The 18,582-nt window shown below is 74.0% G+C and carries 19 protein-coding genes; 10 read left to right on the top strand and 9 right to left on the bottom strand.

The features are described 5' to 3' along the window. Positions 1 to 30: 30 nt before the first annotated feature. Positions 31 to 573, top strand: a complete 543-nt coding sequence (locus tag J2S58_RS03440) for a DUF1003 domain-containing protein (RefSeq protein WP_205256280.1) — start codon at positions 31 to 33, stop codon at positions 571 to 573. A 15-nt stretch (positions 574 to 588) separates the two neighbouring features. Here J2S58_RS03440 and J2S58_RS03435 read toward each other — a convergent pair whose 3' ends face one another. The 3 genes from J2S58_RS03435 to J2S58_RS03425 all read right to left on the bottom strand — a co-directional run bounded on the left by J2S58_RS03435 (position 589) and on the right by J2S58_RS03425 (position 2,910). After that, positions 589 to 981 (bottom strand): PPOX class F420-dependent oxidoreductase, encoded by a 393-nt coding sequence (locus J2S58_RS03435; RefSeq protein ID WP_205256281.1) that lies wholly within the window; start codon positions 979 to 981, stop codon positions 589 to 591. Positions 982 to 1,046: 65 nt separating this feature from the next. Further along, positions 1,047 to 1,949, bottom strand: a complete 903-nt coding sequence (locus tag J2S58_RS03430; RefSeq protein ID WP_205256282.1) for a hypothetical protein — start codon at positions 1,947 to 1,949, stop codon at positions 1,047 to 1,049. Positions 1,950 to 1,971: 22 nt separating this feature from the next. Then, positions 1,972 to 2,910, bottom strand: a complete 939-nt coding sequence (locus J2S58_RS03425; protein ID WP_205256283.1) for a hypothetical protein — start codon at positions 2,908 to 2,910, stop codon at positions 1,972 to 1,974. A gap of 119 nt (positions 2,911 to 3,029) precedes the next feature. Between J2S58_RS03425 and J2S58_RS03420 the strand changes: the two genes are divergently transcribed. Beyond that, complete coding sequence (locus J2S58_RS03420) at positions 3,030 to 3,824, top strand: siderophore-interacting protein (protein ID WP_205256284.1); 795 nt, start codon at positions 3,030 to 3,032, stop codon at positions 3,822 to 3,824. A gap of 1 nt (position 3,825) precedes the next feature. Here the strand turns inward: J2S58_RS03420 and J2S58_RS03415 are convergent, their stop codons facing one another. Both J2S58_RS03415 and J2S58_RS03410 read right to left on the bottom strand, forming a co-directional pair. Continuing rightward, positions 3,826 to 6,069, bottom strand: a complete 2,244-nt coding sequence (locus J2S58_RS03415; protein WP_205256285.1) for a TerD family protein — start codon at positions 6,067 to 6,069, stop codon at positions 3,826 to 3,828. Positions 6,070 to 6,341: 272 nt separating this feature from the next. Continuing rightward, complete coding sequence (locus J2S58_RS03410; RefSeq protein ID WP_205255599.1) at positions 6,342 to 7,082, bottom strand: DUF5666 domain-containing protein; 741 nt, start codon at positions 7,080 to 7,082, stop codon at positions 6,342 to 6,344. A 148-nt stretch (positions 7,083 to 7,230) separates the two neighbouring features. Between J2S58_RS03410 and J2S58_RS03405 the strand changes: the two genes are divergently transcribed. Together J2S58_RS03405 and J2S58_RS03400 are read left to right on the top strand one after the other, a co-directional pair. Continuing rightward, the gene (locus J2S58_RS03405; RefSeq protein ID WP_205255600.1) at positions 7,231 to 7,935 is read left to right on the top strand and encodes a response regulator transcription factor; all 705 of its coding nucleotides are present in this window, start codon (positions 7,231 to 7,233) and stop codon (positions 7,933 to 7,935) included. Between the two features lie 11 nt (positions 7,936 to 7,946). Then, positions 7,947 to 9,440, top strand: a complete 1,494-nt coding sequence (locus tag J2S58_RS03400; RefSeq protein WP_205255601.1) for a HAMP domain-containing sensor histidine kinase — start codon at positions 7,947 to 7,949, stop codon at positions 9,438 to 9,440. A gap of 11 nt (positions 9,441 to 9,451) precedes the next feature. Here the strand turns inward: J2S58_RS03400 and J2S58_RS03395 are convergent, their stop codons facing one another. After that, positions 9,452 to 10,477, bottom strand: coding sequence for a zinc-dependent alcohol dehydrogenase family protein (locus tag J2S58_RS03395; RefSeq protein WP_205255602.1), 1,026 nt, complete (start codon positions 10,475 to 10,477; stop codon positions 9,452 to 9,454). Positions 10,478 to 10,677: 200 nt separating this feature from the next. Here J2S58_RS03395 and J2S58_RS03390 point away from each other — a divergent pair, with 200 nt between their 5' ends. Genes J2S58_RS03390 through J2S58_RS03375 form a run of 4 tightly spaced genes read left to right on the top strand, consistent with a single transcriptional unit; the run spans position 10,678 to position 13,311 of the window. Continuing rightward, complete coding sequence (locus tag J2S58_RS03390) at positions 10,678 to 11,712, top strand: zinc-dependent alcohol dehydrogenase (protein ID WP_205255603.1); 1,035 nt, start codon at positions 10,678 to 10,680, stop codon at positions 11,710 to 11,712. 57 nt (positions 11,713 to 11,769) lie between these two features. Continuing rightward, positions 11,770 to 12,564, top strand: coding sequence for an imidazole glycerol phosphate synthase subunit HisF (gene hisF, locus J2S58_RS03385; protein ID WP_205255604.1), 795 nt, complete (start codon positions 11,770 to 11,772; stop codon positions 12,562 to 12,564). Further along, on the top strand, positions 12,561 to 12,914 hold the full coding sequence (gene hisI / locus J2S58_RS03380; RefSeq protein WP_205255605.1) for a phosphoribosyl-AMP cyclohydrolase: 354 nt from the start codon (positions 12,561 to 12,563) through the stop codon (positions 12,912 to 12,914). The genes hisF and hisI overlap by 4 nt, the downstream gene beginning before the upstream one ends. Positions 12,915 to 12,930: 16 nt before the next feature. Next, complete coding sequence (locus J2S58_RS03375) at positions 12,931 to 13,311, top strand: VOC family protein (RefSeq protein WP_205255606.1); 381 nt, start codon at positions 12,931 to 12,933, stop codon at positions 13,309 to 13,311. A gap of 14 nt (positions 13,312 to 13,325) precedes the next feature. On the opposite strand, the gene J2S58_RS03370 is transcribed toward J2S58_RS03375, so the two are convergent. The 3 genes from J2S58_RS03370 to J2S58_RS03360 are packed head-to-tail and all read right to left on the bottom strand — an operon-like array spanning position 13,326 to position 15,969. Next, a complete protein-coding gene (locus J2S58_RS03370; RefSeq protein ID WP_205255607.1) occupies positions 13,326 to 13,883 on the bottom strand; it encodes a nuclear transport factor 2-like protein in 558 nt (185 codons plus the stop codon). Next, positions 13,880 to 14,692, bottom strand: a complete 813-nt coding sequence (locus J2S58_RS03365) for a GNAT family N-acetyltransferase (RefSeq protein ID WP_205255608.1) — start codon at positions 14,690 to 14,692, stop codon at positions 13,880 to 13,882. The genes J2S58_RS03370 and J2S58_RS03365 overlap by 4 nt, the downstream gene beginning before the upstream one ends. Then, entirely contained in the window at positions 14,689 to 15,969 is a 1,281-nt protein-coding gene (locus J2S58_RS03360) for an MFS transporter (RefSeq protein WP_205255609.1), read from the bottom strand. Before J2S58_RS03360 ends, J2S58_RS03365 begins: the two co-directional genes overlap by 4 nt. A gap of 137 nt (positions 15,970 to 16,106) precedes the next feature. Between J2S58_RS03360 and J2S58_RS03355 the strand changes: the two genes are divergently transcribed. Together J2S58_RS03355 and J2S58_RS03350 are read left to right on the top strand one after the other, a co-directional pair. Beyond that, positions 16,107 to 17,696, top strand: coding sequence for an anthranilate synthase component I (locus tag J2S58_RS03355; protein ID WP_205255610.1), 1,590 nt, complete (start codon positions 16,107 to 16,109; stop codon positions 17,694 to 17,696). Beyond that, a complete protein-coding gene (locus J2S58_RS03350) occupies positions 17,689 to 18,498 on the top strand; it encodes a Trp biosynthesis-associated membrane protein (RefSeq protein WP_205255611.1) in 810 nt (269 codons plus the stop codon). Before J2S58_RS03355 ends, J2S58_RS03350 begins: the two co-directional genes overlap by 8 nt. Positions 18,499 to 18,582: the final 84 nt, after the last annotated feature.

Raw genomic sequence — 18,582 nt, 5'->3', positions numbered from 1 at the left:
CCGTCGCGCCGGAACGCTGAAGGGAGTGACATGTCGCCATCGGAGAACCTCGATCGACCGAGCATCGGCCGGCGCCCGCTGCTGCGCAGGCCCGATTCCGAGACGTTCGGCAAGCTCAGCGAAGCGTTCGCCCGGTACATGGGCACCCCGACGTTCCTCCTGCAGATGTCGGCGTTCATCGTCGCGTGGGTGGTCTGGAACTTCGTCGGGCCCGAGGCCCTGCGTTTCGACCCGTACACCTTCACGTTCCTGACCCTGCTGCTCAGCCTGCAGGCGTCGTACGCGGCGCCGTTGATCCTGCTGGCGCAGAACCGGCAGGACGACCGCGACAAGCTGGCCCTGCGCGAGGACCGTCGCCGGGCCGATCTCAACCTGTCCATCTCGGAGTTCCTCGGTCGCGAGCTGGCCGAGATCCGGGTGTCCACCGGTGCGGCGCCCACCCGGGGGTTCATCCGGGAGAACGCCCGGGAGAACCTCGCCCCGGTGACCGACATCGCGCACCGCCTCGACCGCATGGAGGCACAGCTCGACGCGATGCACACGCTGCTCACCGCATCCCAGCGCCGCGGCTGACCCCCCGGGGGCCGGTCAGCCGACGCCGTGCACGTGGTCGGGCCGGATGGTCAGCACCACCCGCACCTGATCGCGCCCGCCGTACCAGGGGTAGGGGCCGCCGGTGTACTTCTGCGCCATCGCCTCGATGCTCTCCACGCCACCCTCGGTGGTCGCCGAGACGACCTCGCCGCGCACCGCGTAGTAGCGGAACAGCTCCTGCGGGTCGGTGATCGTGACGGCCACCCGGGGGTCCCGCTCGATGTTGCGCGTCTTCTGGAACCCCTGCACGGTGTTGATGATGATGTTGGTGCCGTCGGTGTCCACCCAGGTCTGGGTGAGCTGCGGGGATCCGTCCGGCATCGTCGTCGCGATGTAGCAGATGGAGCGTTGGCGGAGCAGGTCGAGCAGTCCCTGGGGCATATCCATCGGTGTCACTCCCGGCTCACGCGGCGGCCCGCCGTGCGGCGGGTCCGCCCGACGGTACGTCCGGCTCACCCCGCCCAGGGCACCGGGGCGTCGCCGAGTCCGATCACGGTGCCGCTCAACGTCTCCGGGCCGACCACGCCGATCAGGCACTGGGCCAGCGAGACGTGACCGTCGGCGTCGGCACCGGGGTACAGGGTGCCGTCGGCGCCGACGTACCCGCTGTTCACCACGACCTCGAGCCGACCACCCGCGGTGACGTCCGGCATCCGGGTCAGCCGCCGCGCGAGCGCGTCGCAGGTCCGGCCCAGGGTGGCGGCGGCCGTGGCGGGCACGTCGAAGGTGCTGGCCAGCACCTCTACGGCATGGGCCTGCGTGCAGGGGATGTCCGCGGCGTCGATGACGTCGCGGCCCGAACGGCAGAGGGCGAACGCGGACGGGAGTCGACCGCCGTCGTACCCGCCCCGCGCCGTGCCGTCGTAGGTGCCGGTGTCCGTGTCGGTACCGAACGGGCTGAGGTCGACGACGCAGGCGACCCAGTCCTGCCCGGCGGCCCGCTGCAGGTCGTCCGGTCCGGCCAGCACCACCCCGGAACGGATGGACGGCATCCACGGTCCGGTGGCGTCCGCGGGGTCTCCGGCGCCCAGGTAGTCCCGCGCGCTCGCGCCGCAGCCCTGCAGCCGCTCGGACCGGGTGATCCCGCGCGCGGGGGTCAGTCCGACCACCTCGCCGAAGCGCGCGCCGTCGCACGGCGCGATCTGCGCCGTGGGAGCGGTGAACCCGGTGGTCGTCTCGTACCCGTTCCGCAGCGAGATGCGTTGCAGCAAGCAGTCGCCGACAGCCGGCGCCCCGGGGATGACGGCGGCCTGGGCCGTCCCGGACACGGCGCGGGTGGCCTGCGGCACGATCACCGCGAGCAGCACCGACATCGCGACCACGAGCAGCCCCAAGCGGCGCCGGTCGGAGATCACCGGTCCCGCCGCGGGGCGCTGGTCAGGCCCATGGCACCGGTCGGTCGCCCAGACCGAGCAGGGTGCCGGTCAGCGGCCGGTCGTCCGGGGCGATGACCCGGCAGACCGCGGTGTCGGCGAATCCACCGTCGGACCCCTGCATCCCCGGCTGCAACACACCGCCCTCGTCGTAGTGGCCGATCGCGGCACGCACCTGCAGGGCTCCGCCGGCGGTGGGATCGGGCATCCGGGTCACGCGGGCGGCGAGCTCACCGCAGGTGCGATCGATCGACGACGCGGTGGCCCCCACCAGATCGCTGGAGTACCCCAGGAACTCGATGTGGTGCGGCTGATCGCAGGGGACCGGCTCGAAGGCTGCGATGTCCGCCGTGTCCGTGCAGGACGCGAAGGCGTCCGGGGGGCGGCCGGTGGAGAACGCGTCCCGGGCCGAGGTCCCGTAGGCCAGGGACAGGGCGTCGAGGTCGGTGGCCAGCACCACGCAGGCGGTCCAGGTCCGGCCGGCCGCGCGCGGCAGGTCACCGGGGGCCAGCTCCATGGCGGTGCTGTTCCCGGCCGGATACCAGTAGCTGAGCACCGGCGTCGGATCGGCGGCGAAGTCGGGCAGGCCGAGGAAGCGCTGGGCCGCCGACCAGCAGGCGTCGTCCTGCGGGTAGGCGATCCGGACACCGTCCGGGAACCCCGTCAGCGAACCGCTGTCGTGCACCAGCACGACCTCGCCGTACCGGCGTCCGGTGCACGGCTCCAGGATCAGGTCCCCGGTGGGATCGGGCGTCCGGAACTGCCCGTCGTTCCCCGCCGACATCGAGATCGGGCTGAGCAGGCAGTCGCCGAGCGCGGGGGGAGCGGGGATGCTCGCGGCCTGGGCGAACCCGCGCACCGATCGCGTTCCGACGTTCGGGACCACGACGGCCGCCAGCACGGTCAGGGTGACCACGAGGGCACCGGCGCCGCGACGTCGCATGCCGCCCACTCTAGGTTCGCCGCCCCCCGGCCGACGGCTCGGCCGGTCCAGGTAAGGGTAGCCTTACCGAGTGGTCGCGCCCGTCGGCGGACCGACAGGACGACCGAAGGCAGGACCGCATGCCCACCCAGCTCACCGTCACCGGCGCGCAGATGCTCACCCCCGGCCTCCGCCGGGTGCACTTCCGCAGCGACGACCTCTCCGCGTTCCGCGACAGCGTGCACACCGACCGGTACGTCAAGCTCGTGTTCCTCAAGCCCGGGGTCACCTACCCGCAACCGCTCCACCTGAAGGCGCTGCGCGATCAGCTGCCGCCGGAGGACATGCCCGTTGTCCGCACCTACGCGGCGCTGTTCCCGGATCACGACGCCGGCACCGTCAGCATCGATTTCGTCGTGCACGGCGACCAGGGCGTGGCGGGCCCGTGGGCGGCTGCGGCGCAGCCGGGGGATCAGCTGCTGGCCAACGGCCCGGGCGGCGCCTACGCCCCCGACCCGACCGCCGACTGGCACCTGCTCGTCGGCGACGAGACCGCGCTGCCGGCGATCACCGCCGCCCTGCAGGCCCTCCCGGCCGACGCCGTCGCCCACGTCGTCGTCGAGGTCGAGGGCGCCGGGTACCAGCTCGACCTGCCGCTCCCCGCCGGCGCCACCCTGCACTGGGTGCACCGCGACACCGGTGGCTCGGTGCAGGACGTCGTGCGGGGCCTGGACTGGCTGCCCGGCCGGGTCCACGTGTTCGCCCACGGCGAGGCGCAGCAGATGATGCACGGCCTGCGCCCGTACCTGCTGCGCGAGCGCGGCGTCCCGCGGGACCTGCTCTCGATCTCCGGCTACTGGCGGCAGGGCCGTACCGAGGAGAGCTTCCGCGAGTGGAAGGCGGAGCTGGCTCGGCAGGAGGAGGGCGCGGTCTGAGTCAGTCCCCGGTGGCGTTCCCGTCGAGGTCCGGGGCCGGATCGTCGGCGGGACCCGGGGAGGTCTCCTGGGGCGCCCACGGGGTCAGGCGCAGCACGACCTCGTCGTAGAAGTCGTCCACCGCTGCCGTCACCGAGGCCACCACGCTGCCCGTCGCCCCGGATCGCTTGGTGCCCAACGGGTACAGCCGCTTGACCCGGAACGATCGCGGCGCCTGCGCCGGGTCGGCGATCAGCCGCGCGGGCTTGTCCCGCAGATCGCCCAGGTGCTCGCGCGTCCCTTCCGTCGGCGGGGCGAACAGGGCCTCGACGGTCAGATCGTCCGGTGCGGTCCGGAGTTGGCGGACCAGCCACTGCACCCGCTTGACCGGTGTCCCCTCGGTCGGCGCGAGCACGTCCAGGCTCAACCGGACCTGGGTGGTCCGGACGTCGGCGGTCACCGCCACGGTGCCGACCGCGCCGGGGATCCGCAGCACGGCGGTCAGCACGCCGTCGTCGGCCAGGCGGCGGGCCGCGTCCTCGTCGAGCAGGACCGGGTCGGCCAGCAACTTGCGCGGCAGCGCACGTTTCACCGGCTTGCCGGTCCGGGTGGTCAGCCGGAGGCAGAGCTGACGGACGAGGCGGTGCCAGCCGGCGACGACGGGTGCGGTGTGCCGGTCACCGGCGGCGAGGGTGCGCTGCGCGACCCCGTCACGGACCGGCACCCAGGACGGGCTCATGTCGGAGAACGCCATCGCGCCGGACTTAGGGTGCTCCAGGTAACGGAGCAGTTCGGCCAGGATCCACATCGGCAGCTGCTCGGTGAACCGGTGGTGCGCCAACAGCATCCGCAGTTCGTGCATCACCTCGGACCACGACAGGTGCACCAGGCGCACCGACTCGGTGAACTTCGGCGGCACCAGTACCGGGTGGGTGTCGGGATCGCTGGTCACCTCGTTCGAGACGGTCAGCAGGACGTCGAACTTCTCCCGCCTGGCCACCCGGAGGTAGGAGGTGATCTGGTCGAGGTTCAGGTCGTTGCTGCCCGTCTTCACCTCGAGCAGCGCGGTCCAGGTGGTCCTGCCGCGGGCCACCCGGATGACCCCGTCCGGGATCACCTTGGCCTCGCCCAGCACGAACGGGGTCTCCAGGAACGTCTCCATCGCCCCCGCGGGTGCACCGGCCCGGGCGGTGATGGCCCGGCCGAACGGGCGGACCGCCCCCATCACCCACATCAGCGCGGCCGTGGCCCGGTTCTCCTGTTCGTCCGCCCCGCCGATCCCCGCGACGGAGAACAACCGGGCGCGCCGCCAGGAGTCGTTGCCGGCCAACACGCTGACCGGGACGCGCGCACGGGGCGCCGACGAACCCGTCACCGTCAACCGGTTGGACGTCGTCCGCACGGTGATCGGCTGCCCCGCGAGCGGGATGCTGGTCTCGGTCACCGATGTCTCCACCGTCACCGTCGCGGTCGAGCGGGGGTCCGCGATGTCGGCGGTGTCGGCGGTGTCGGGTCGGTCGGTGTCGCCGGCCGAGTCCGCTCTCGTGTCCGAGTCCACATCCGTGGCGGGGGTCGCGACCGGGTGGGTCTGCACGGCGGTTCCGGGGTCGCGGTCCGACGGGGCGATGCTCGCGTCCCCGGTGAGGATCGGGGCCGCGGCGGTCTCCTCGGTGCCGGGCTCCTCGGCGGTCATGTCCGGGTGGTCGTGCGTGTCGGTGCCGCCGTCGTCGTGCGCATCGGGTTCGGCTTCGCCGACCGAGATGCCGTAGTCGGTCGCCAGTCCCGCCAGTCCGCCCGCCCAGCCCTGGCCGACCGCCCGCAGGCGCCAGTGGCCGTCGCGGCGGTACACCTCACCGAGGACCAGGGCCCGTTCGGTGCTCAGGTCCCGGACCGGGTAGACGACCAGCGGATCCCCGTCCGCGGTCCGGACCCGCCACTCGATGCCGGGGAGGTCGGCGAAGGCGCCGTCGGTGCTGGCCGCGATGACCACCGCGGTGACGTCCTGCGGCACCTCCCGCAGGTCGATCGACACCTCGTCGGCGCCGTGCCCGTCACCGATCACCTTGCCGGTGTGCACGACGGATCCGTCCGGGGTGGATCGCTGGTTGTAGAACACCATGTCGTCGTCCGACCGGGCCCGTCCGTCGGCCCCGACGAGCAGGGCGATCAGGTCCACATCACCCGCCGGTGGTGTCGCGCTCCACCGGACGGCCACCTGCAGCTGTCCGATGTCCGCCTCGATCGGCAGATTCTGCCCCTTCGTCACCGTCGTCATCCCCATGGCGCGATCACACCACGCGAGGTCCGGCCGGGCTCGGTGACGGAGATCGGGCGGCCGGTCGGCGGGAGGGCGCGTTGCTCGCAGCGGGGTCGGTTGCTCGCGACCGGCCGCGGGCAACGCGGTCCGGCGTGAGCAACGCGGCGACGCGGGAGCACCCGTCAGGAGACAGCGCAGCGGGCCGCCGGTCGGAGATCGACCGGCGGCCCGCTCGCGTGCTGTCCTGACCCGGTCGTCCGTGGGGACGAGCCGAGCTCGGCTCAGCTGGTGGTGGTCGGCGCGCTGGTGGTCGGCGCCGTGCTGGTGGCGCTGCCCGGCGCGGGCGGAGTGGGCAGGGACCCGTCGGCGGGCGGGGTGGGGGCGGTGCCGTCGGCCGGGGGAGCCGGCGGGGTGGGCAGAGACCCGTCCGCGGGCGGGGTGGGCGCCGAGCCGTCGGCCGGCGGGGCGGGCGGGGTCGGGGCGTTGCCGTCACCCAGCGGGCCGCCCTTGCCGGGGCCCTCACCCGGCGCCGGCGGGGTCGGGGCGGTGTTCACGGCGGTGGCGAGCAGGGAGGTGCCGTCGGAGTCGACGGTGCCCTCGGCGTGGATCTCGGTGCCTGCGGCGAGGTCGGCGCTCAGGCCCTCGCCGTAGGTGGTGCTGCTCGTGGTGTGGATGGTCCGGGTGAAGCCCTCGCGGTCGGTGACCACGATGGTGCCGCCGCCGGCGGAGACGACGGTGCCGTCGATGTGCGGCTTGGGGGCGGGCGGGGTGGCCGTGCCGTCGGCGGGGGCCATGGGCGCGGCCGGGGCGGTGCCGTCGGTGCCGGGGGCGGCCGGGGCGGAGCTGGACGTGGCCGACGGATCGACCGAACCGCCCTCGTCGGCCGAGGCGTACGCGGCGCCGCCACCGATGAGGGCGGCGGAGATGGCGGCGGCCACGGTCAGACCGCGCAGGGTCCGGCGACGGGGGGAGGCGGACGGGGCCGCGGCCAGGGGGTGGCCGGCGGGCAGGGTGCTCGACATGGTGGAGCCCTTCGCTTCGGGAGGTCCGGGGGCGGTCGCCGCTCGGACTCCCTGAAGACTGCGTGCCCCTCCTGAAGCGGACCTGAATCAGGAGGCACCGGGCGGAGCCCTCAGCGGAACCTCAGGGTCGGCGGGCAGAGTGGTCACCGTGAACGCCCCTGCTGACACCCCCGCCCGGGTCCTGCTCGTCGAGGACGACGAGACCCTGCGCACCGTCGTCGCCGACGCCCTGCGCGACAACGGTTACGTGGTCGCCACCCTCGCCGACGGCGAGCGCGTGCTGGAGGTGGTGTCCGGTCACCGCCCCGACCTGGCCATCCTGGACGTCATGCTGCCCGGCCGTTCCGGGTTCGAGCTCGCCCGCGTGCTGCGGGGGGAGGCCGACATCCCGGTGGTCTTCGTGACCGCGCGCGACGGGGTCGACGACCGGCTCACCGGTTTCGACCTGGGCGCCGACGACTACCTGGTCAAACCGTTCGAGCTGGCCGAGCTGCTCGCCCGGGTGCGGGCCGTGCTGCGTCGCTCCGGGCGGCTCTCCGCGTCCGTCATCCAGGTGTCCGACCTGGTCGTCGACGAGGACGCCGGGGTGGTCGTCCGGGCCGGCCGGCCCGTCGACCTCACCGCCACCGAACTGCGGCTGCTCACCTATCTGGCCCGCAACCGGGGGCGGGTGCTGTCCAAGACGCAGATCCTCACCCAGGTCTGGGGCTACGACGCCTACGACCCGAACCTGGTGGAGGCCTTCGTGTCCGGGTTGCGCCGCAAGATGGAGGTGCACGGCGACCGGCTCATCCACACCGTCCGCGGTATCGGGTACCGGCTCTCCGCGCCGCCCGGCGCCCCGTCGTCGTGACGGTTCCGGCGGTGCCCGCACCGCAGGAACCGGCGGACCGGCCGGTGCGCACGGTGTCCCTGCGCACCCGGGTGGTGGTCGCGGTCGTCGCCCTGCTGGCCGTCCTGCTCGTCGTGCTCGGGTTGGTGGTCACCACGCTGCTCGGCGACGCCCTGCGGGCCGATCTGCGCACCCGGCTGGACGACCGCGCCGGATACGCCGCCTTCCTCCAGGAGCAGGGGGTGACCGGGCAGAGCCTGGCCGACAACCTCTCCGGATCCGGCGTCTCCAGCACGTTCGTCGCCGGGGGGCAGGAGTACATCGGTCGCGGAACGGGACCGAGCGACGCCGGGCCGCCGAGCCCACCCGCCCCCGGGCGGGGGCCGGCGCTGCCGCAACCCGGCGTCGAACCGACGGTCACCGTCACCGAACAGGACGGCTCGCTGACCGCCACCGTCGAGCTGACCGACGGGACGCTGACCCTGCAGGCGAGCGAGAACGAGATCGACCGCACGCTGTCGGTGCTGCGCACCATCGAGATCGTGGCCGGGGCCATCGCCCTGGTGCTGGCCGCGCTGCTGCTCGTCCGGGTGGTCGGGGTCGCCCTGCGCCCGCTGGAGCGGATGACCTCGTTGGCCCAGCGGATCGGCGCCGGTGCCCGCGGTCGCCGCCTGCGGCCGACCCACCCGGACACCGATCTCGGCCGGACCGCGCAGGCCTTCGACGAGATGCTGGACGCGCTGGAGACGGCGGAACTGGCCGCCCGGCAGGCCGAGGAGCGGATGCGCCGGTTCCTCGCCGACGCCTCCCACGACCTGCGCACCCCGCTGGCCGGGGTGATCGCCGGGTCGGACTCGCTGCTGCGGGCCGATCCCGAGCTGCTGGGTCGCGCCGAGCGGGAGGAACGGCTCGTGCTGATCGTCCGGCAGGCCCGGCGGGCCTCCCGGCTGGTCGACGACCTGCTGGTGATGACCCGCCTGGACACCGCCGCCACTCCGGCCGCCGCGCAGATCGTCGATCTGGGTGATCTCGCCGACCAGGAGGCTCGCGCGGTGGCGCTGCGTCGCCCCGATGTCGAGGTGGCCGTCCGGGACGAGACCGTCGCGGACGGCGGGGCGGCTCGCGTCCGCGTCGTCCCGGACGACCTCCGTCGGGCGGTCGCCAACCTGCTCGACAACGCCGTCAAGGTCAGCCCACCCGGCGGGCGGGTCGACATCCGGGTCACCCGCGACGGCGCCGACCCAGGGCGGGTCGCCCTGCTCGTCGCCGATCAGGGGCCGGGGGTTCCGGACACCGAACGGGAACGCATCTTCGACCGCTTCGTCCGGCTGTCGGAATCCCGGGCCGGGCAGGGGTCCGGACTGGGCCTGCCCATCGCCCGCGCCATCGCCCGCGCCTCCGGCGGGGACGTGCACTGCGGCTCCCGGCCGGACGGCGCCCCCGGAGCACTGTTCACGCTGGAACTCCCGACGGACCGGGCCGTACCCGGTCCGTCGGCCGCCGTGCGGTTCGCCGCCCAGCGCTGAGATCCGCTCCGTCAGACGGTGATGACGATCTTGTGGGCGGACTTGTCGCCGGTGACGGCGGCCAGGGCCTGCGGGTACTCGTCCAGGGTGAAGCGATGCGTGATGATGCCGTCGGTCTTCATCCGCCCGCTGCGCATCGCGGCCAGCGCCGCGCCGAACGAGGTCATCTCGGCGAACGAGCCCTTGATGGTGATCTCCCGGTGGAACACGTCGTACGGCGAGATCGCGATGCGGTCCGCCTCGCCGGTCACCCCGTAGATCATCACGGTGCCGCCGTTGCGGGTGAGCGGCACGCAGATCTCCCCGACGGCGGGGGAGCCGGTCGCCTCGACGACCAGGTCGTAGCCGTCCCCGTCCGGGGACGCCGCCCGCAGCTTCTCGATGTTGGCCGCGGCGTCGTCCCGGTCGATCTGCACGGTGTTGTCCGCGCCCAGGGCACGGGCGGTGTCCAGCTTGAACGCGGTCGGCGCGGCGACCGTCACCGACGACGCGCCGCCGGTGGCCAGCAGCTGGGCGAGCAGCAGGCCGGTCGGCCCGGCGCCCAGCACCAGGGCGGTCGACCCCGGCCGGACCTGCGCGGTCTCCAGGCCGTGCATCGCGCACGCGGCCGGTTCGGTGAACACCGCGGTGTCCGGGTCCAGGCCCTCCGCGGAGAACACGAGATTCTCGTCGGCGCAGGCGTACTCGGCGAAGAAGCCGGGCTGGTTGACGCCCAGGGCCAGCGCGTTCTCGCACAGGATGAACCGGCCGGACAGGCAGTACGAGCACGAGCGGCAGGGGATGTTCGGGTTCACCGCGACCTGCTGGCCGACGGTGACCCGGGTGACGCCCGCACCGATCTCGGCGACCGTGCCCACCACCTCGTGGCCGGGGATGAGCGGGAACTTCGCGCCGAACTCGCCGTGGTGGATGTGCTGATCGGTGCCGCACACCCCGACCTGGGTGACCTTGACGAGCACCTCACCGGCGGCCGGACTGGGCGTCGGCACCTCCGTGACGGCGTAGTCGCCGGCTCCGCTGTACAGCACGGCCTTCATGGACGGGCACCTTCCTGCCGGGGACGTCACCGCAACGGGACACACGTCGACGGGCACGCCCGCGGGCGCGGTCGGTGAGCGGCGGTCCGTGGAGCGTAGGACATCCGGGCCGGACATGTCACCGGTGACACACGGGGGTCGTGCGGGCTACGGTGCGCGGGCCCGGGCCAGGCCCTCCCGGCGCAGAACCGGAGCCCGCCATGCCTGCCACCGTTCGCCAGGTCGTCGTCACCGCCCCCGGGCAGGTCGATCTGGTGCCCGCCGCCGTTCCCACCCCCGCCGCCGGCGAGGCCCTCGTGACCATGGTCGTGGTGGGTGTCTGCGGATCGGACGTGCACGCCTCCCACGGTCGACATCCCTTCGTGCCCTTGCCGTACCACCCGGGACACGAGGTCGTCGGTGTCGTCCGGGCGGTCGGCGACGGAGTCGATCTCGCCGTCGGCAGCCGCGTCGTCGTCGAACCCATCCTGGCCTGCGGGCACTGCAAGTACTGCCGGGACGGTCGCTACAACCTGTGCGCCACCATGTCCTTCTTCGGCTGCACCGCACCGACGGGTGGGCTGGCCGACGAGTTCGTCATCCCGGCCGACCGCCTGGTCCCGGTGCCGGACGCGCTGACCGATCTGCAGGCCGTGCTCATCGAGCCCCTCTCCACCCCGGTGCACGCGGTCCGGCTGGCCGGCCCCGACCTGACCGGGCGGACGGTGGCGATCCTGGGCGCCGGCACCATCGGCCTGCTCACCCTGGCCGCGGCCCGCCGCGCCGGCGCCGCCCGCATCGCCGTCAGCGAGACCCTGGACAGCAAAAGGGATCTCGCGCTCCGGCTGGGCGCCGACTCCGTGCACGACGCCGCGTCCGCGGGGCTGGTCGACGACGTCCGGGCCGATCTCGGGGGCAGCGCCGACGTCGTCTTCGACTGCGTGTCGGTGCAGGCCACCGTGGACCAGGCCATGGCGCTCGCGTTCAAGGGCGGCACCGTGGTCGTGGTGGGCGTCCCCGCCGCCCCGGTCACCGTGCCGCTCCCGGAGATCCAGGACCTGCAGGTCCGCATCCAGGGCAGCGCCACCTACATCCGGGAGGACTACCGGGACGCCATCGCCATGCTCGAGGCCGACCTGGTCCGGCCGGCGGACATGATCACCGCGCAGTACCCGCTGAGCCGGGTCGCCGAGGCCTTCGAGGACGCCTCGAGCGGCCGCCAGGTGAAGGTCGTGGTGCTCGCCGACGCCGGTTGAGCGGGTCTCCCCGCCGCGCGTCCGGCAGATCCCGCGAGGGCTCGTAGGCTGTTCGGCGTGACTGTCGCGGTGCGGGTGATCCCCTGTCTGGACGTGTCCGAGGGCCGGGTGGTCAAGGGCGTCAACTTCGTCGACCTTCGCGACGCCGGCGACCCGGTGGAACTGGCCCGCCGGTACGACGCCGAGGGCGCCGACGAGCTCACCTTCCTGGACATCACCGCGACCAGCGACAACCGCGCCAGCGCCTACGAGATGATCCGGCGCACTGCCGAACAGGTGTTCATCCCGCTCACCGTCGGCGGTGGTGTGCGCACCACGGACGACATCAACGCCCTGCTCCGCGCGGGCGCCGACAAGGTGTCGATCAACTCCGCGGCCGTGGCCCGCCCGGAGTTCCTGTCCGAGGCGGCCGACCGGTTCGGTTCCCAGTGCGTGGTGCTGGCCATCGACGCCCGCCGGGTCTCGGTCGACCACGAACCGGCCTGCCCGTCCGGTTTCGAGGTCACCACCCACGGAGGCCGCAAGGGCACCGGCATCGACGCGGTCGCCTGGGCGCGCCAGGCCGAGCAGGCCGGCGCGGGGGAGATCCTGTTGACCTCCATGGACAGCGACGGCACCAAGGACGGTTTCGACACCGCGATGCTGGCCGAGCTCCGCCGCACCGTGGGCATCCCGCTCATCGCATCCGGGGGTGCCGGCACGCTGGAGCACTTCCCGGCGGCCGTCGCCGCCGGGGCCGACGCCGTCCTCGCCGCCTCGGTCTTCCACTTCGGCGAGCTGAGCATCGATCAGGTCAAACAACGGCTGGCCCAGGACGGCTACCCGGTCCGCCGCACGGCGGTCCCGGCATGACCGCCGACGCCGAGGTGGTCACCGCGGTCGACGGGCTGCGCTTCGACGCCGCCGGGCTGGTCTGCGCGGTCGCCCAGCAGTACGACACCCGGGAGGTGCTGATGGTCGCCTGGATGAACGCCGAGGCGGTCACCCGGACGTTGACCACCGGCCGGGCCACCTACTGGTCCCGCTCGCGCCAGGAGTTCTGGGTCAAGGGCGACACCTCCGGGCACGTGCAACGTGTCGTCGAGGTGCGGCGCGACTGCGACGGCGACGCCCTGCTCGTGCTGGTCGACCAGACCGGCGCCGCCTGCCATACCGGCACCCGGACCTGCTTCGACGACGGGTCGCTGCCGACCACCGCATGACGACCTGGGGGAGCTCATGACCGCCGGACGCCCGCGCATCACCCTGGCCTCCATCGTGCTCGGGGCTGCCTCGGCCCAGGAGCTCGCCCGCTTCTACCGGGACCTGCTGGGCTGGGAGACGGTCGCGGACGAACCCGACTGGGTCAAGCTCCGCGGGCCGGCGCAGGGACTGTCCTTCCAGACCGAACCCGACCACGTCCCGCCGGTGTGGCCGCCCGCACCGGGTGGGCAGCAGATGATGCTGCACCTGGACTTCCTGGTCGACGACCTGGACGAGGCCGGGGCGCACGCTCTGGCCTGCGGGGCCCGCCTGTCCGAGCACCAGTTCGAGGACGGCGTCCGGGTGTACCTCGACCCGGCCGGCCACCCGTTCTGCCTGTTCCTCCCCGGCTCCTGACACAGTCGGGCGCCTCAGCCGATCGAGTGCGGTCCGGCCATCCGCTCCAGCCGCCCGCTGGAACAGTCGACCGTCACCTTGGCCCGTCGCTCGAGGGTGCGGCCGGCCGCGGTCACCGTCACCCGGACCACGGAGGTGGCCACCGGCGGGGTCGCGTCGAGGTCCTCCTCGGGCGGTTCGATGCCGGTCAACGTCCAGCGGTCCCCGCGCTGACCGACCTCGGTCGCGAAGCCGCCGAGGGCCGCGGACCCGACCAGGGCGTTGCTGCCGAAATGGTCGTAGACACTCCACCGGGCGTCGGAGGTGAAGATCTCGGACACCGCGGCCGGGTCGTGCGCGTTCACGGCCTCGACGAGGCCGGACAGCAGGGTGAACATGCCGTCCTGCCGGCAGGCCGACAAGCCCGGCAGGTCGTCCGCCGGGTTCTCGACGGTCGTCCCGCCGGACGTCGCGGTCTCCGCCGCCTCCGCCCGCAGCGCCTGCTCGGTCGATCCGCACGCCGCGGTCGTCGCGGCGACGACAGCGGACAGGGTCAGGGCGAGGAGGCGGGCGCGCACGGTATGACGACTCACCCGGGAAGTGTGCCGGACGAGGCGCCCGTCGCCGACCCGTCCGGCGCGCGCCGGTAGTGGTACCCGTGGTGGACGGTGAAACCCAGCCCCCGGTACAGCGTAAGCGCCGCCTCGTTGCCCCCGTCGACCTGCAGGGCGACCCGGGCGGCGCCGTGCATCCCGCCCCACCGCGCCAGCCCGGCCATCAGCCGGGTGCCGACACCCTCCCGTCGCCGGTCGGGAGAGACGGTCACCGCGGAGATGCCCAGCCACCCGTCGTTCACCGCACCCCGGGCCACGCCGGCCTGGCCCCGGGCATCCCGGATCGAGGCGAAGACCGGGAGATCGGTGGCCACCAGCACCTTCCGGGCATGCGGGGGCAGCGACGTCCCGCGGTAGAGGTAGCCGGTCAGCCACTCCTCGTCCGGGACGGCGGTGGTGACCAGGAACGCGTCCGGACCCGGCGGCAGCCGGGTCGTCAGGACGTCGAGGTCGGCCGTCATCACCAGGTTGGGGGTGAGCACGGTCCAGCCGCGTTCGGCCAGGGTGGTGTCCAACCGGGCCAGGGGCGACCCCGGTGCGTCGACGGGCACCTGCACCGTGGGGGGCAGGCCCCGTTCCCGGTAGAACGACTCGACCACGGCGAGCGCCGCCGGCAGGTCGCGACCGGGAGGTCCCAGGGGCAGCACGGAGTTCGCCCGGGAGGTGAACCCGTCCGCGGCCCGCAGCAGCCAGCCGCCGAGCTCGACCTCGGTGAGGCCCCGCCAGCCACGGGCGAGCACCGCCTCGAGTTCGGCCACGGTGAACACAGGGGGCACGTGTCGGGTCATGCCGCCACCCGACGGTCCGGGCCGGTCAGCGTCAGCAGCAGGGCGAGACCCAATAGCACGGCGCCGAAGCCGGACAGCCCGGCGAAACCGATCAGGCCGAGCAGGGGACCGGAGGCTGCGGCGCCGATCGCCGCGGCCACGTTCATGGCGGCGTCCGACCCGCCCTGCACGGCCAGCCGATCGGCCTCGGGGACCGACTCGGTGAGCAGCGCCGAACCGGCGACCAGGGCGCAGGACCAGCCCACCCCGATCAGCACCAGGCCGACGGTGACCCGCGCCATGGAGTCGCCGGAGGTGCCGGCCACGAGCAGGGCGAGCAGCAACACGCCGGCACCGGTGGCCAGCACCGGGATGCGGCCGAACCGGTCCGCCGCGGCGCCGACCCACGGCGAGAAGGCGAACATGCCGACCACGTGCAGGCTGATGGTGAGGCCGACCAGGGCGAGCGAGGCCCCGTGGTGGTCCATGTGCACGGGGGTCATGGTCATCACCGCGACCATCACGGTGTGGGCGGCGCACAACGCGATCAGCGCGAGCCGGGACGGCCGCTGCCCCCAGGCCCGGCGCAGGGCCGCCACCGCCGACGGCCGCTCTCCGGCGCCGGGGGCGCGGGGAGCAACGTACCGGCCGGCCAGCACCAGGGGGTCGGGGCGCAGGGCCGAGGTGATCAGCGCGGCCACGAGCTGCATGACGGTCGCGATGACGAAGGCACCGGCGATCGGGGCCAACCCCAGCGCCCGGGACAGGGCCTCGCCCGGCACCCCCAGGTTGGGTCCGAGGACGGTGCCGACGGTCGTCGACCACACCACCAGGGAGAGTTGTCGCGACCGCCGGTCGTCCGGGGCGAGATCGACCGCGGCGTACCGACTCTGCAGGGAGGCGGCCGAGCCGGCGCCGGTGAGCCCCAGTCCCACCACCAGGAGCAGGGTGGCCGGGGCGGACGGGGTCATGCCCGCCACCGCGACCAGCAGGGCCGATCCCAGTGCGGCCACCGCCCACCCCGTGGTCAACGAGATCCGACGCCCGGAGCGCACCGCGGCCCGGGCCAACGGCAGGGCGACCGCCGCCGCGACCACCGTGGTCGACGTGCGGGCCACCCCGGCCCACCCCTCGGACCGGGTCACGTCGGTGGCCAGCAGGATCCCGACGCTGAGCCCGGCCCCGAACCCGATGCCGCCGGCCACCTGGGCCAGGGACAGCAGCACCAGGGTGCGCCGCTGCACGGCGCGCACGGCAGCCCCGGACTGCCAGGGCCCGGTCGACGGCGGGAGGGTCACCGGCGGAGCGTAGCCACCGGCGCCGACACCGCCGGGTGCGGCGGCACCGGCACGGTCGGGGCGGCCGCGGCGGGCACAATGACCGCCATGCCCCCGTCGTTCACCGTCCTCGCCCGACCCTGCCCCGGGGCGGCCCGATGACCGCGCCGACGACCACCCGGGCGCTTCCCCTGGGGGAGATCCGGCCGGGCCGCGAGGAGTTCCGGGCGCTGGCCGCGGAGGGTCGCCGGGTCATCCCGGTCACCCGCAGGCTCCTCGCCGACGCCATCACCCCGATCGGGCTCTACTCCACCCTGGCCCAGGACCGGCCCGGCACCTTCCTGCTGGAGTCGGCCGAGCACGGGAAGTCGTGGTCGCGCTGGTCGTTCGTCGGTGTCCAGGCCCGCACCGCGCTGACCGAGGTCGACGGGCACGCGCACTGGCTGGGGGAGGTCCCGGTGGGGTTGCCCACCCACGGCGACCCGCTCGTCGCGCTGGCCGAGACGCTGCGCCTGCTGCAGACCGAGCCGCTGGCCGGGTTGCCCCCGTTGACCGGCGGGATGGTCGGCTATCTCGGCTACGACATCGTGCGGCGGCTGGAGCGGCTCGGTGCGCCCGGCCAGGAACCCGCCGACGAGCTCGGCGTCCCCGAGCTGGTGATGATGCTGGCCACCGACCTCGCCGCGCTGGACCACCACGAGGGCACCGTCACCCTCATCGCCAACGCGGTGAACTGGGACGCCACCGACGAACGGGTGGACGCCGCCTACGACGACGCGGTCGCCCGGTTGGGGGCGATGACCCGTGGCCTGGCCCGGCCGCACGGCGTGGCCGCCGCCGTCTTCACCGCGCAGGACCCGGAGGTCCGGCGGCGGACCGAGTCGGCCGACTACCGGGCCGTGGTCGAGGCGGCCAAGGAGCACATCCGGGCCGGCGACATCTTCCAGGTCGTGCTGTCGCAGCGGTTCGACGTGCCCACCGAGGCCGACGCCCTGGACATCTACCGCGTGCTGCGGGCCACCAACCCCAGCCCCTACATGTTCCTGCTGCGGCTGCCGACCGTGGACGGTCTCCCGCTGGCCGTCGTCGGCTCCTCCCCGGAGGCCCTGGTCACCGTGCGGGACGGGTTGGTGACGATGCACCCCATCGCGGGCACCCGCCCCCGCGGGGCCACCGAGGAGGACGACGTCCTGCTGGCCAAGGACCTGCTCGCCGACACCAAGGAACGCTCCGAGCACGTCATGCTGGTCGACCTCGGCCGCAACGATCTCGGCCGGGTCTGCGCGCCGGGCAGCGTCAAGGTCGTCGACTTCTTCACCGTGGAGCGGTACAGCCACGTCATGCACATCGTGTCCACGGTGACCGGCACCCTGGCCCAGGGGCGTTCGGCCTGGGACGCCCTGGCCGCCTGCTTCCCGGCCGGGACCCTCTCCGGCGCGCCCAAGCCGCGGGCCATGCAGATCATCGACCGGCTCGAACCCGCCCGCCGGGGCGTGTACGGGGGAGTGGTCGGTTACCTGGACTTCGCCGGGGACGCGGACACCGCGATCTCCATCCGCACCGCCCTGCTCGTCGACGGGGTCGCCCACGTCCAGGCCGGCGCGGGCGTGGTCGCCGATTCCGTCCCGGCCACCGAGGACGCGGAGTGCCAGGCCAAGGCGGCCGCCGTCATCGCCGCGGTCGGCGCCGCGGGCACGATGACCCCGGTCGACCGACTGGGCCGTCCGGACGACACCCGGCATGGCTGAGGCCTCGACCGCCCGCCGCCCGCTGGCCGTCATCGCGCTGGCCGCGGTGCTCGGCGCGATCGCCATGGCCGCCGCGGCGGGGTTCACCTGGTGGAGCCAGCCGTTCGACGACTCGCTCACCGGCCGGATCGACGCGACCGCGTCGGGTGCCGCGACGCTGCCCGAGCTGGTCCCCGTCGCCCTGGTCGTGCTCGCCGGTCTGGGCGCCACCCTGGCCACCCGGGGGGTGGCCCGGCGGCTCGTCGGTGGTCTGCTCGTACTGGCCGGCCTGCTGGTGGGCGTGCGTGCGGTGCTGGCCCTCTTCACGCCCCCGGCGGCCCTGGCCGGACAGTTGGTCCGGCCCGCGACCGCGACCGCCGAGGCGACCGGTCGCCCGTGGGGACCCCTGATCGCCGTCGTCGGTGCGTTGGCCGTGGTCGTCGCCGGACTCCTGGTGGTGACGGGCCGCGGGGTCGGCCGGCGTCGGACCCTGGGTGCCCGCTACGAACGTCGGCGACCGGGGAGCCGCACCCCGGGGGCGTCCACGGCGTCGATGCTCCCGGTCCCGGACCCGGGCCGACAGGACGGGGTGACCTCGACCGCCGGCTCCGGCCCGGTCGGCCCGGACGACGGATCGGGAGCCGGCGGAGCGGGGGACGCCGAGGCCCGCACCGTGGACTGGTGGAACCAGCTGGATTCCGGTTCCGACCCGACCGCCGGTGCCGACGGCCGCCAGGTGGTCACCCGTCGGGATGGCCCCGGAGGAGGGGCCACCGACCCGTCCGATCCACCCGAACCGCCCACGGAACGCGGCCCGGGATGACCGGCGCCCCTCGTCCGGGGGGCGATCCCACCCCGTTCCAGGTGTCCGACGGGGCGGTTCGTGGCGGTTACGATGGCCGTCCAA

Origin of the sequence: Nakamurella flavida, from assembly GCF_030811475.1 — a bacterium.
Taxonomy (GTDB): domain Bacteria; phylum Actinomycetota; class Actinomycetes; order Mycobacteriales; family Nakamurellaceae; genus Nakamurella; species Nakamurella flavida.
Note: the sequence above shows the minus strand (reverse complement) of the source record. Positions and strands in the feature narration are given on the sequence as shown.

What these genes read in the sequence shown, in the direction of transcription:
- J2S58_RS03440 (WP_205256280.1), top strand. Translation starts at nt 31, where the DNA reads ATGTCGCCATCGGAGAACCTCGATCGACCGAGCATCGGCCGGCGCCCG.
- J2S58_RS03435 (WP_205256281.1), bottom strand. Translation starts at nt 981, where the DNA reads ATGGATATGCCCCAGGGACTGCTCGACCTGCTCCGCCAACGCTCCATC.
- J2S58_RS03425 (WP_205256283.1), bottom strand. Translation starts at nt 2,910, where the DNA reads ATGCGACGTCGCGGCGCCGGTGCCCTCGTGGTCACCCTGACCGTGCTG.
- J2S58_RS03420 (WP_205256284.1), top strand. Translation starts at nt 3,030, where the DNA reads ATGCCCACCCAGCTCACCGTCACCGGCGCGCAGATGCTCACCCCCGGC.
- J2S58_RS03410 (WP_205255599.1), bottom strand. Translation starts at nt 7,082, where the DNA reads ATGTCGAGCACCCTGCCCGCCGGCCACCCCCTGGCCGCGGCCCCGTCC.
- J2S58_RS03395 (WP_205255602.1), bottom strand. Translation starts at nt 10,477, where the DNA reads ATGAAGGCCGTGCTGTACAGCGGAGCCGGCGACTACGCCGTCACGGAG.
- J2S58_RS03390 (WP_205255603.1), top strand. Translation starts at nt 10,678, where the DNA reads ATGCCTGCCACCGTTCGCCAGGTCGTCGTCACCGCCCCCGGGCAGGTC.
- hisI (WP_205255605.1), top strand. Translation starts at nt 12,561, where the DNA reads ATGACCGCCGACGCCGAGGTGGTCACCGCGGTCGACGGGCTGCGCTTC.
- J2S58_RS03375 (WP_205255606.1), top strand. Translation starts at nt 12,931, where the DNA reads ATGACCGCCGGACGCCCGCGCATCACCCTGGCCTCCATCGTGCTCGGG.
- J2S58_RS03365 (WP_205255608.1), bottom strand. Translation starts at nt 14,692, where the DNA reads ATGACCCGACACGTGCCCCCTGTGTTCACCGTGGCCGAACTCGAGGCG.
- J2S58_RS03355 (WP_205255610.1), top strand. Translation starts at nt 16,107, where the DNA reads ATGACCGCGCCGACGACCACCCGGGCGCTTCCCCTGGGGGAGATCCGG.
- J2S58_RS03350 (WP_205255611.1), top strand. Translation starts at nt 17,689, where the DNA reads ATGGCTGAGGCCTCGACCGCCCGCCGCCCGCTGGCCGTCATCGCGCTG.